Source organism: Sheuella amnicola (genome assembly GCF_010499255.1).
In the GTDB taxonomy this organism is placed as follows: Bacteria; Pseudomonadota; Gammaproteobacteria; order Burkholderiales; family Burkholderiaceae_B; genus Zwartia; species Zwartia amnicola.
Genome location: NZ_JAAGRN010000004.1, coordinates 280,498 through 292,657, shown reverse-complemented (window position 1 = coordinate 292,657; position 12,160 = coordinate 280,498). Strand labels below are relative to the sequence as shown.

Below are 12,160 nucleotides of genomic sequence, written 5' to 3'. Positions count from 1 at the left end.
TACATTCTATGGTGCATGCATTCACGCTCCTTTCACAAGACATTCAAATCAAGGGTAAACCCTATATCGTCTAAATGCTATTCTTTACACAAAGAAAGACAAGTCATTTACTTATACGCAAGGGGAATATAGATGCGCGGGTTACACCGTTTCACCACCGGGCTCACAGCGGCAATCGGTACATTGATAGCAATCTCTACCGCTACGGCGCATGCTCAAAATTATCCGAGTAAGCCGATCAAAATTGTCGTATCGCAAAACCCTGGGGGAACAACAGACGCGACTGCGCGTGCATTTGCCGATTTACTCAGCCAGAAGCTTGGCGTTTCGGTGATTGTTGAAAACAAGCCCGGAGCAGGTGGCATGATCGCCGCTGAAAACGTGGCGCACTCCACGCCTGACGGCTACACACTGTTTGTCGGATTGCATAGCCAGCTAGCTCAAGCACCGGTTCTATTCAAAAAACCACTGATCGATCCGGATAAAGATTTAGTGCCGATCGCTGCAGTCACTGCGGGCGGTCTACCCACTGCGGTGCGTTCCAGTCTGCCGGTCAAAAACGCGAAAGAACTGGTCGAGCTATCCAAAAAACAGCCCCTGAATGCCGGCAACTACAGTATCGGATCAGGATGGCAATTACTGCTTTCACAGCTAGCCAAAGAGACCGGTGGCCAATTCACAGTTGTGAGCTACAAAGGAACACCGCCCATGTTCACGGATCTGGTCGGTCAACAAACCGATGTCGCCACCGGATCGGTCATCAGCATCGGACCTTTTGCGCAAAAAGATGGATTGCGCGTGATTGCAATCATCTCAGATCGCCGCAGCACCAAATTCCCCGATGTGCCGACTTGGGCTGAACAAGGCTTTACCAGCCCTGCCTTCACCAAACTACTCGAATACAACATGTTGCTGGCACCAAGCGGCACGCCAAAGGAAGTGATTGAAGTATTGACCAAGGCATCAACCGGTGGACAACAATCGCCCAAGATGGCCCAACTGTTAGACACGATCGGCTCGGACGAACCTGTGCTTGTCGGTGAACCGCTGACCAAAATGATTCGTGAAGTGTGGCCGGTTTACCGTCAACTGACCAGTGAACTCAAACTCACACCGGGCTAATGATGCAAACTCAACCTAAACTCTTCAATAAAAATCTGGTGTTGTTGATTTTGTGTCAGGGGATCTTCCTGACAAACAACGTGACATTTGTCGCAATCAACGGCTTGGTCGGGTTGAGTCTGACGACCAAGGCATGGATGGCAACATTGCCGATCATGGGCTATGTCGTTGGAGGCGCGCTTGCGACATCCATCGTTGCGCGAACTCAAAAACGTTTTGGTCGGCAAAAATCATTTCAGCTTGGATTGCTGATTGCAATTGTGTCTTCGCTGATTTGTGCATATGCAGCCTACTCAAAAAATTTCGCCCTTTTGATTTTCGGAACATTTGTCGCAGGCTACTACAGCGCAAATGGCCAACTTTACCGATTCGCGGCTGCCGAACTGACGGATGTCAGCTTGCGCGAAAAAGCCGTTTCCTGGGTATTGGCCGGAGGCATTTTGGGTGCGATCGTCGGACCAAATCTTGCGCACTGGACGCGCAATTCGTTCGACACCGAATTTTTGGGTGCTTATCTGACCTTGACCGTTGCCGGATTTGTGGGATTGGGCGTCATGCATTTCATTCACTTTCCGGATGAAGTCGCCGTCAAAAAAGATCTGCCTCCAGGCAGGCCATTGATGGAAATCATGAAACAACCGGTATTTATGGTTGCCGCAATCGGTGCCGCGCTTGGATACGGGGTCATGAATCTGCTCATGGCCGCCACGCCCCTTGCAATGAAAGTATGCGGACTTGAGTTCAAGGATACTGCGCTTGTGCTTGAATGGCATGTCATTGGCATGTTCGCTCCGGGCTTTTTCACCGGCTCACTCATCAAACGATTCGGTACGCTGCAAATCATGGCGGTGGGTGTACTGCTGAACCTGATCTGTATCGTGGTTGCGCTGTCGGGTACCGAAGTGCCTCAATTTCTTGCCTCGATGTTTTTACTTGGCGTGGGCTGGAACTTTCTGTTCACAGGTTCAACCGCATTGGCCATATCGGCCTACAGGCCGGAAGAAAAAGACAAGGCTCAAGGTGCGATCAACTTTTTTGTTTTCGCGACAATGGCCGTCACAGCCTTCAGTTCGGGTGCGCTCGTGACGACACAGGGCTGGACTCTACTGAATTGGGGATCGTTTTTGCCTGTCGGACTAACGGGCGCAGCGTTGATCTGGCTTTGGCCGAAATACAAGAAACATCAGAAGTAGTATCTTGTAAACCTATAAAAAAAAGGCCGCATTTGCACTGCGGCCGTTTTTTTTGTTGAACTCGAATATCGATCAGGCAGCTATCAAGCCCCTTCGACGATACGAATATCGCGATCCACCGAATTGGTACCCAGTGCAGCCAAGGCTTCTTTATAGCCGGCACTGTTATAGGCGGCCACAGCTGCCTCGACACTTGGAAACTCAATCAACACGGTACGCTGTTCGAGACCGTTTTCCTTAGTTGCGGCAGGCATGCCACGCGCGAGAAACGTTCCGCCCGCAGCGGTCAGAGCCGGGCCGGCCAGTTTGGCATAGGCAGCCAAAGCCTCCGGGTTCGAAACTGAACGATAGGAACTGATCCAATATGCTTTTGCCATACTTGCCTCACGAATATTGTTGAAAGAATTTCGATCAAGCCGCCATCATGCCTTAACCGGACTTTTTTCTCAAACCAAGTTTGATCACTGCGCCCACGACGATGCAGGCGCCCACAACCTGAACCGGAGCAATCGTTTGATCCAGTATCAACCAGGCCAACACAAGTGCGCATATCGGTTCGACATTCATAATCGCGGAATTACCTACCACGCCAAGTTTAGGCAACAACGTAAACATCAGCGTAAAGCCGGCACCATACAACACGGCCAAAGCGGCTAACCCCCACCAGCCTTCGATCGCATTGGGCCAATGAAAACTTCCGGTTGCACGCGTGGCAGCCAGGGCAACCAGACCGACCATCCACATGGTTGCCGCTGTACGGACGCGACCATCCAGGTCACTCGCTTCATGTTGAGTCAGCACCATAGCCAGACCAAATGTTGCGCCCGCCGTAAGCGCGAATGCCACGCCTGAACCGATCTGCCCCCATTGCTCTTTCAAGCCTAGACCGGAGGTGGCGCCAAACACGTCAAGAGCAAGCGCCAGGCCAAGCAACATAACGGGCATGATACGCAAGACCTGGGGCTCGGGTTTCGTCTTGTAAAACAACCGGGCCCAAAGTGCGATCCACAGCGGATATGTATTGAAGGCGAGCAACGCGAGCGAAACAGGCAAACGCGCAACAGAAGCATAAATTGTCAGGCTCTGAATCGAAATCAGTATCCCGATCAAAGGCAACACCTTTAAATGCCGACGAGTCAGGCGCAATGGTACTTGTTGCAGGAATATCAGAATGGTGACAACGATGGCTGTAAAGGTGCTGCGGACCGTGACGGCCGTAGCAACGTCCAGACCGTGATTGAAGGCGACACGGGCACCGACATGGTTGGCGCCCATGAGCAATGCGATCAGCAGCAGCGAAGCGAATGCCAGCCTGGACAGTGCGGTTTTGCGTGAAGGATCTGCAACCATGATGCGCAGATTATATGGCAGCCACAAAACTCCATATCCACCAACAGATCACCGCGATCGCAAGTAATGCCGAAACCCAATAATATTCGGACCGAATCAAGTCCGGCCCGGGCCCGGCAACTTTACCCGTGATCATTGGCAGCGCCTGGTTTTTGCGACGCATAAGGCTGATCAACACAATCATCGCTAGATGAGCAAACACGATGAACAAATAAAATTCGCCGATCGACTCGTGAATCTTCTGCAGCCACCTGAATCCCCAATCATTGTAGGTCGCATAACCAGTCAACGTAATCGGAATGACCATGATCAACAAGCAGACAACGGCGAAACTCATCAGCAAATTTTGTCCTTGCTTCCAGTTCACGTTCCACAATGCGCCCGGACTGCGCACCGACAACAAGGTGCGCCCCCACTCGGGTGCCAGGGACAACTTTCTGAACATCGCGCCAAGCCTGGCGTACTTAGGTCCAAACAAGCCCCAAAGAATACGAAACACCAGCAAACCGGCCATCGTATAACCCAGCGTCACGTGGATCAGACGGAATGTCTCGCTCTCGGCGGTGACATATGCGCCTAGAAAGCAAAACGCAAATAACCAGTGAAACATCCTGGTTGCTGAGTCGGTCACTTTACGCATTTGCATGAAATCACTCCTTAATCCGGAATACGAATATTGCGTTCGCGGTAGTCGAACTGATCGGCCTTGGTGTGGCAGGCCGCACAGTTGGAAGGACTTTTAATCGAATCGCGCAGCCAGACATCCGATGCGATTTTGCGATGTTCTTTCACAAACCAGTATGTTTTGCTGATGCGATCATCCGGAGGCGGAAACAACGCCGGCTTCTTGTAAGTACCTGCATGATCCTGAAGCCATTGCGAAATCTCCTTGAAGGCATCGACATCATCAATCGAGGCATCCGTACCGTAGTGTTTGGACAACCCTTTCATGATGTTGTCCCATGACTGACCCGGAAGCATCGCCGGCGGGTATGCAAGATGGCATGCTGCGCATTCGGTCTGATACGCCTTGGAGAGCGTTGCAGGTTTCAATTTTTTTTCACCCGCCTGCGTTGCATGGGGTATGACAAAAAAAACCGATACGACACACATCAGCGCGTGCAAGATAGATTGACGAAACATAGAGCGACTCATGGCTTGACTCCCATCAAATAGGACAACACATCAGCCTTTTCGGCAGCACTGCATTCGCGCTCCAGAACATCTTTGCAATTACGCTTGAACCATTTCTCGATTTTGGCTGTGTCCGTAAAGGCAACAGGATTGGCGGCAGGTGCTAAAGGCTTGATCAGTTTGCCCGTAGAGGCATGCTTGCCATCCGATACCGGTGGAGCATTGTGGCAAGTCGCGCAGGACCACTTTCCGCCATGTTTTTGCGTAAAGAACAATTCCCCCTGCCTGGCATCGCCGGCACGTCCCGCCTGACTGTTGTATGCCTTCAACTGCTCGGCTGGAGTCGTATCGGCAGCTTGCGAGTACAACGGTGCAATCGAAAGCGTAAGCAGTAAACTCGCACACAATGCGAACCGATGATGGAAATTCCTATTTTTTTTCATGATCACCCTCTGACTAACTAAACGGTTCAAAAATCAAATTCACACTCCATGCCGTCATTTTGAGGGCAGGCGACTGTACTGAATCTGAATCGCTTATTCATCTTGTATTCAGGAACTCAGGATCAGAATACGGATGTCGTTGCATGACAATGACGACCTTGAATCGAAAAAATTTGAACCGAGAGGACACATCCCCGTGCATATGAGATTATTGTCGGTGATACTGGCTGCACTGTTGCTATCGGGGCATCCGAACGTCCACGCCGATGATGCCAAAGACCATGACATGGCCAGACAAGCGCTTGAGTCGGGCCAGATCATGCCATTGCGAACGATTATCGAGAAAGTCGAAAACACTTACTCGGGACAAATCCTTGAAATCGAACTCGAACGCAAAAGCAATCAATGGATTTATGAAATCAAGATGCTCAGGAACGACGGACTGAGAATAAAATTGAAAGTTAACGCCGCGGATGGCACAGTAATCTCAGACCGGCGAAAATAAACGCATCCCAAGGAACGTTTCATGCGCATTTTGTTGGTCGAAGACGAACCCACACTATCGGAACAAATTGCCCAATCGCTTCACGAAGCCGGTTATGCTGTCGATCGATCCGATAATGGTCGTGATGCCGCATATATGGGAGAGTCGGAACCCTATGATGCCATCATTCTGGATCTGGGCTTGCCTCTGATCGACGGCTTGACGGTGCTCAAGCAATGGCGCAGCAAGGGAATCGCGATTCCGGTACTGATCTTGACAGCAAGGGATGGATGGCACGAGAAAGTTTCAGGAATCGATGCGGGGGCCGATGACTATCTGAGCAAACCCTTTCACATGGAGGAGTTGCTTGCCCGTATCCGTGCGTTGATCCGTCGCGCAACCGGCAATGCAAGCTCGACCCTGCAGTGTGGTCCGATTCTGTTGGATACCCGAAGCGCTCGCGTCACCGTCGATGGCCATCCCGTTACATTGACAGCTCACGAATTCAAGGTTCTCTCCTACCTGATGCATCATCGTGATCAGGTTGTGTCACGTACAGACTTGACCGAACATATCTATGCTCAGGACTTTGACCGCGACTCAAACACCATTGAGGTGTTTGTCGGAAGGCTCAGAAAAAAAATCCCAGGTGATCTGATCGAAACGATTCGCGGTCTAGGCTACAGATTGAATTCTCCCTCATGAGCAAACGCATCCTGTCAACGCTCAGATTATCGTTGCGTGCACGCCTGCTCGCAGGCACCCTGCTTGGAATGTGTCTGGCACTGATCATCGCTGGTTTTGTTTTAACGAATTCTTTCAGTCGATTCGCAACCAAGCAATTCCAGTCATCGATGCAAATCCACCTGGATCGACTTACCGCCAATTTCGAAGTCGATCAACAAGGCAGGCCTGTTCTAACCTCACCCATGAGCGATCCCCGTTTCACGCAACCGCTTTCGGGCCTGTACTGGCAAATCAACCACGGCAATCAAATAGGCCTGATCCGGTCCCGGTCACTTTGGGAAGATGTGATTCAAGTCCCCAAGGACGCATATACTGGATCAATGGAATCCGGGTCGTTGCATATTCACACTACGAAAGGTCCCGACAACACGCGCCTGATGGTTCTGGAGCGAAACATCCGACTCGAAGAGCATCCGGATCAAGTCTGGCAATTGATCATTGCCTCCGGCACGAAAGAACTTGAACACTCTATTGATGAGTGGACGCATCGGTTGGTATTTTTTCTTTCGATATTATTCCTGACGCTTTCACTTGCCGCGCTGGCGCAAGTGATCATCGGCTTGGCTCCCTTGAGGACACTGCAAAAAGCACTTGGTAAATTACACGCAGGACCGTTGCGACGACTGGAGGGTAATTTCCCTCAGGAAGTTCAGCCTCTGATAGATGATTTTAATCAAGTACTTGATCACAGCGTACAGGTTGTCGAGCGTGCGCGCGCTCAAACCGGCGATCTCGCCCACTCCCTCAAAACGCCGCTCGCGGTTTTGAACAATGCAGCTTCGCAATCCCACAATAGCGGCGATGACCTCCCGCGTCTGGTCAAAGAACAAGTATCGATGATGCAACGCCATATCGATTGGCGTCTTCAACGCGCCCGAACCGCCGCCACTTCCGGCATGCCGGCTAGTGAAACTCTCGTCAGGCCGCACCTTGAACAACTGATTCGCGTCATGCAACGCGTGCACGCCGATCGCGAACTGACATTCAGGCTACAGTGCCAATCCGATGATCTGACATTCAGGGGCGAATCGCAAGACCTTCAGGAAATACTTGGCAATCTTCTCGATAACGCTTCAAAATGGGCAAAATCGACAATCGATGTCTCGACATCGAGACAAGGGTCTGAACTCGTGATCACAATTGACGATGATGGTCCGGGACTTGTACAAGAACAATACGATCGGGTTTTGCAACGCGGCATCCGTATCGACGAAAAAACGCCAGGAACAGGGCTGGGGCTTGCAATCGTGCAAGAGCTGGTCGATCTTTACAACGGGCAACTCAGCCTGGCCGCCTCGCCACTTGGCGGACTGCGTGTCATACTGACCCTTTAATACGGCACGCTAACAGGGCCTCCTCATGAAACAGTCGCCACCCGCCCCAGAAGGCTTGACTGAACATCAGGCACGCGAACGCCTTGCTCAAGACGGACCCAACGCACTACCCGATACGAAACAAAAAAACGCGCTGCGCCTGATCAAGGAAATCACGACAGAACCGATATTCCTGCTCCTGATCTCCTGTGGGGCCATCTACTTGTTGCTCGGAGATCCTCATGAAGCCATGATGCTTTTGGGCTTTGTACTCATCGTGATGATGACAACCTTTTTTCAGCAACGCCGCACAGAACGATCGCTCGAAGCGTTGCGTGATATTTCAAGCCCCAGGGCATTGGTCAAGCGTGGTGAAAACCTGCGCCGCATACCCGGACACGATGTTGTGCGTGGCGATCTTGTCTTTCTGTCCGAAGGCGATCGTGTACCGGCTGATATCCAACTACTCGAATCCTCAAACCTGACTGTGGACGAATCCATGTTGACGGGGGAATCTGTTCCCGTCATGAAGGTCGTTACGCAAACAGCGAGCTGTACACGAACCGATGAAAACCCGAGTCAAGTTTATTCCGGCACCCTGATCACACAAGGGACCGGTCACGGCGTCGTGATGGCGACGGGCATTCACAGCGCCCTGGGAAAAATCGGGCAATCGCTTAGTGGCATTGATCAAGAGCCCACGCCGATCCAGAAAGAGTCGGAACATGTGGTTAGAGTCATGGCCATCATAGGCTTGATACTGGCGTGTGTACTCGTGCTCGCATACGGCGTGTTGCGTGGCCAGTGGCTTGTCGGGCTGCTGAGCGGGCTGACGCTCGCCATGGCTATTTTGCCGGAAGAAATTCCAGTCGTCCTGACTCTATTCATGGGGTTAAGCGCATGGCGCCTTTCGAAAGAAAAAATCCTCGCACGCAACATCCCGGCCGTCGAGTTACTGGGTGCGACAACCTTGTTATGCGTAGATAAGACTGGCACCCTGACAACCAACCGAATGACAGTGCGTCACTTATGGTCGTGCGGCGCCGAAAACGGACATCATTTCGATACGCTTGAACAGAGCAACCAACCTTTGCCCGAAGACTTGCATGCCCTATTGGAATTCGCCGTTCTGGCCAGTCATCAGCAAGCATTCGATCCAATGGAGTCGGCCATCAACGAGTGTGGCCAAAGACTATTAACCGGCACCGAGCATCTGCATGCGGACTGGAAACTCGTTCACGATTACCCGTTATCGAAAGAATTGCTTGCCATGACCCGTGTATGGCAATCGAATGATGCTCAAATCAAAATGATCGCGGCAAAAGGCGCGCCGGAAGCCATCATCGATCTTTGTCACCTTGATGCCTCGACAGCCGAGCGAATATCGACTGAAGTACAACGGATGGCAAAACAAGGACTGCGCGTACTGGGCGTCGCGCAGGTCAAATTTTCCGATGACATACTGCCCGGACATCAACACGATTTCGAATTTCAATTTTCCGGACTCATCGGACTGCAAGATCCCCTAAGGCCTGAAGTGCCGCACGCTATTTCACAATGTCATGCTGCCGGCATCAGAGTCGTCATGATCACAGGCGATCATCCCGAAACGGCCTTGTCCATCGCAACCCAGGCAGGAATCATCCCCGACGGGGATGACCATGCCCATTGCTTAATGACTGGTCATCAGATCTCCGCACTCGATGATCAACAATTCAAGGAACAGATCAAAAAAATCCGTGTGTTTTGTCGCGTCAAACCTGAACAAAAACTCAGGCTTGTTCAAGCGTTCAGGGACGCTGGAGAGATTGTTGCCATGACCGGCGATGGCGTAAACGACGCACCGGCGCTCAAGGCAGCCAACATCGGTGTCGCAATGGGCGGACGCGGAACAGATGTCGCACGCGAGGCAGCTTCCCTCGTTTTGCTGAATGATGATTTTTCATCCCTCGTCACGGCGGTCAAACATGGTAGGCGAGTATTTGCGAACTTGCGCAAAGCCATTGCGTTCATCATTGCCGTTCATATTCCAATTGTCGGTTTATCGCTTTTACCGATCACGCTGGGCTGGCATATTCTATTGATGCCTGTGCATATTCTGTTTTTGCAATTAGTCATTGATCCTGCGTGTTCCATCGTATTCGAAGCCGAACCGCTTGACCGTGAAACAATGCAATCCAAGCCCAGAAGCCCGCTTGATCTGTTATTCGATCGAAACGTACTGTTGCACGGCATATTGCAAGGCGTTGGCCTGATCCTGCTTCTGTCCGGACTCTACTTGAGTGCCGGCTCGATGGGTTTGCAGGAGGCCACGCTTCGCACAATGATCTTTACCTTGCTTGTTTTATCGTGCCTGGCGCTGATTTATTCCAATCGTTCCCGGCGCCACATCCTTTCGTATCGAGACAAGCAAAGTAATCGTTACGCGCATTGGATGAGTGCTCTGACTTTGGCGTTTCTGGGGACGGTGATCACCGTCCCCTCCATTGCCACCTTGTTCAAATTCCAGCCGCTCTCTTTAGGCCAAATCGCGCTGTGCCTAAGTCTTGGCATCTTTAGCCTGGTTTGGCTTGAAGGCCTGAAATGGATCAGGTTTCGCAGATCACCCTGTTAAGCCGACCGACATGCCACCGCAGACATACAAGACTTGTCCCGTCATGAATCCGGCCCGCTTATCGACAAACATCGCCACGGCATGCGCGATCTCCTCAGGCGTGCCGAAACGCTGTACCGGAATCGATTCGCGTATCTTGATTGTTTGCGGCGATTCCGGCGGATTCGATGCCGTGAACAATTCGGTCTCGATCGGTCCGGGCGCAACCAAATTAACAGTAATCCCCTGAGATGCTGTTTCGAGCGCCCAAGTGCGCGTCATCCCAACCAGGCCCGCCTTGGTGCCGCCATATATTGTCCGGCCGGATTTGCCGAGTGCCGCGCGACTGCCGATATTGACGATGCGACCATAACGATTGGCCCGCATCGCCGGCAAGACGCCTTGCGTCAATAACAGCGGGGCAACCATATTCAAGTTGACCATGTCATCGATCTGCTCAAGCGTAATGTCCTCGATCTTACCGACATGAATCATGCCCGCATTATTGACCAGATTCAGTATGTCTTTTTTGGCGGCCCAATCTCCGATCGCCTCGCGCGTGCGAGTAGGGTTGCCAAGATCGACTGATTCGAAGATTTCACCAGGCAACAATGTCTTGGGGGCGGTCCGGCTGAAGTTCAACACCTCGTAGCCTTCATCAAGCAATCGTTGCACCACAGCGCGGCCAATGCCGCGACTTCCACCCGTCACTAATGCAGTTGCGCCTTTCATTGTGCCTGGATTCCTCTGTCTTTAACGAGCTTGCCCCATTTGGCACGCTCAGATTTTTCGAAAGCAGCAAGATCGGGACCAAACTTGTTCCCGGGAACTGCAGCAAGTTTTTTGTATGCCTCTGCAACTTTGTCAGTCTTCAATCCTTTGCGAGCGGCTTCAATCAATGTATCGACTACAGGTTGGGGCGTACCTTTAGGAACATAAATCGCAAACCAGGCTGTGACATCAAATCCGGACACACCCGATTCGGCGAAAGTCGGCAGATTGGGAGCAAGCGAGCTGCGTTCGGCCGATGTCACGGCAATGCCCCGCACACGTGAGCCATCATTGATCTGGTTAATCGAACCGGACAGATTGTCAAACAGCAAATCAATTTGTCCGCCTATCAATGCGGGCATCGAAGCGGATACGCCTTTGAAAGGCACATGCAGTAACTCAACGCCAGACATTGCTTCGAAGTAGGCGCCTGTCAAATGCGGCGATGATCCGATACCCGGGGTGCCATAAGACAATTTCTTGTCTTTGGCTTCACGCGCCGCCTTGATCACATCACCGAGATTTTTCCAGGGGGAATTAGCCGACACCACCAAAACATTCGGGGTCATGGCCACCAATGCGATCGGTGTCAGATCCTTCTCGGGATCAAACTGCATTGACGGATAGATGAACTGGTTAATCGATTGGGTTCCAATCGTACCCAGACCAATCGTGTAACCATCCGGCTTGCTACGCGCCACGTATGTCATTCCGAGATTGCCACCTGCTCCGGGCTTGTTTTCGACCACGACAGATTGCTTGAGATTTTCTTCAAGCGCCATCGCAATCGATCTACCAAATATATCTGCCGCACCAGCCGCAGGATAAGGCACCACAACCGTCAACGAACGCGTCGGAAAATTTTGCGCTTGAACTTGCGACATGCCTGCTATCAAAGAAAGCATCATGGCCGCAGTTGCCAGTGTGCGCATCATGAAACGTCGATGATTCATCTATTTGCTCCTAAATTTTTCAAATTCTTATATCGGACTCTTTAGGATTTGCCTAAA

General features: G+C 51.6%; 13 protein-coding genes. 6 read left to right on the top strand and 7 right to left on the bottom strand.

All coding sequences use genetic code 11. From position 1 onward, the window contains the following. The first annotated feature begins 132 nt into the window (after window positions 1-132). Together G3I67_RS07935 and G3I67_RS07930 are read left to right on the top strand one after the other, a co-directional pair. On the top strand, window positions 133-1,122 hold the full coding sequence (locus tag G3I67_RS07935) for a Bug family tripartite tricarboxylate transporter substrate binding protein (protein WP_163653882.1): 990 nt from the start codon (window positions 133-135) through the stop codon (window positions 1,120-1,122). Then, window positions 1,122-2,315 (top strand): MFS transporter, encoded by a 1,194-nt coding sequence (locus G3I67_RS07930; RefSeq protein WP_235931785.1) that lies wholly within the window; start codon window positions 1,122-1,124, stop codon window positions 2,313-2,315. Before G3I67_RS07935 ends, G3I67_RS07930 begins: the two co-directional genes overlap by 1 nt. A gap of 83 nt (window positions 2,316-2,398) precedes the next feature. On the opposite strand, the gene G3I67_RS07925 is transcribed toward G3I67_RS07930, so the two are convergent. Genes G3I67_RS07925 through G3I67_RS07905 form a run of 5 tightly spaced genes read right to left on the bottom strand, consistent with a single transcriptional unit; the run spans window position 2,399 to window position 5,242 of the window. Beyond that, on the bottom strand, window positions 2,399-2,692 hold the full coding sequence (locus G3I67_RS07925) for a DUF1330 domain-containing protein (protein ID WP_163653879.1): 294 nt from the start codon (window positions 2,690-2,692) through the stop codon (window positions 2,399-2,401). Between the two features lie 52 nt (window positions 2,693-2,744). Next, window positions 2,745-3,692, bottom strand: a complete 948-nt coding sequence (locus G3I67_RS07920) for a DMT family transporter (protein WP_311197065.1) — start codon at window positions 3,690-3,692, stop codon at window positions 2,745-2,747. Next, window positions 3,676-4,311 (bottom strand): cytochrome b/b6 domain-containing protein, encoded by a 636-nt coding sequence (locus G3I67_RS07915; protein WP_163653876.1) that lies wholly within the window; start codon window positions 4,309-4,311, stop codon window positions 3,676-3,678. The genes G3I67_RS07920 and G3I67_RS07915 overlap by 17 nt, the downstream gene beginning before the upstream one ends. Before the next feature lie 11 nt (window positions 4,312-4,322). Continuing rightward, window positions 4,323-4,820 carry a diheme cytochrome c gene (locus G3I67_RS07910; RefSeq protein ID WP_163653873.1) on the bottom strand — a complete coding sequence of 166 codons (498 nt, stop codon included), beginning with the start codon at window positions 4,818-4,820 and terminating at the stop codon, window positions 4,323-4,325. Then, complete coding sequence (locus G3I67_RS07905; RefSeq protein WP_163653870.1) at window positions 4,817-5,242, bottom strand: DUF1924 domain-containing protein; 426 nt, start codon at window positions 5,240-5,242, stop codon at window positions 4,817-4,819. Before G3I67_RS07905 ends, G3I67_RS07910 begins: the two co-directional genes overlap by 4 nt. Before the next feature lie 202 nt (window positions 5,243-5,444). On the opposite strand from G3I67_RS07905, the gene G3I67_RS07900 reads away from it, so the two are divergent. Genes G3I67_RS07900 through G3I67_RS07885 form a run of 4 tightly spaced genes read left to right on the top strand, consistent with a single transcriptional unit; the run spans window position 5,445 to window position 10,400 of the window. Further along, complete coding sequence (locus tag G3I67_RS07900) at window positions 5,445-5,747, top strand: PepSY domain-containing protein (RefSeq protein WP_163653867.1); 303 nt, start codon at window positions 5,445-5,447, stop codon at window positions 5,745-5,747. 21 nt (window positions 5,748-5,768) lie between these two features. Continuing rightward, a complete protein-coding gene (locus G3I67_RS07895) occupies window positions 5,769-6,431 on the top strand; it encodes a response regulator transcription factor (RefSeq protein ID WP_163653864.1) in 663 nt (220 codons plus the stop codon). After that, window positions 6,428-7,807 carry an ATP-binding protein gene (locus tag G3I67_RS07890; protein ID WP_163653861.1) on the top strand — a complete coding sequence of 460 codons (1,380 nt, stop codon included), beginning with the start codon at window positions 6,428-6,430 and terminating at the stop codon, window positions 7,805-7,807. The genes G3I67_RS07895 and G3I67_RS07890 overlap by 4 nt, the downstream gene beginning before the upstream one ends. A 25-nt stretch (window positions 7,808-7,832) precedes the next feature. After that, the gene (locus tag G3I67_RS07885) at window positions 7,833-10,400 is read left to right on the top strand and encodes a cation-translocating P-type ATPase (protein WP_163653858.1); all 2,568 of its coding nucleotides are present in this window, start codon (window positions 7,833-7,835) and stop codon (window positions 10,398-10,400) included. On the opposite strand, the gene G3I67_RS07880 is transcribed toward G3I67_RS07885, so the two are convergent. Then, window positions 10,389-11,111 carry an SDR family oxidoreductase gene (locus tag G3I67_RS07880; RefSeq protein ID WP_163653855.1) on the bottom strand — a complete coding sequence of 241 codons (723 nt, stop codon included), beginning with the start codon at window positions 11,109-11,111 and terminating at the stop codon, window positions 10,389-10,391. The genes G3I67_RS07885 and G3I67_RS07880 overlap by 12 nt on opposite strands. Beyond that, window positions 11,108-12,055, bottom strand: coding sequence for a Bug family tripartite tricarboxylate transporter substrate binding protein (locus tag G3I67_RS07875; RefSeq protein WP_163654124.1), 948 nt, complete (start codon window positions 12,053-12,055; stop codon window positions 11,108-11,110). Before G3I67_RS07875 ends, G3I67_RS07880 begins: the two co-directional genes overlap by 4 nt. Between the last annotated feature and the right edge of the window lie 105 nt (window positions 12,056-12,160).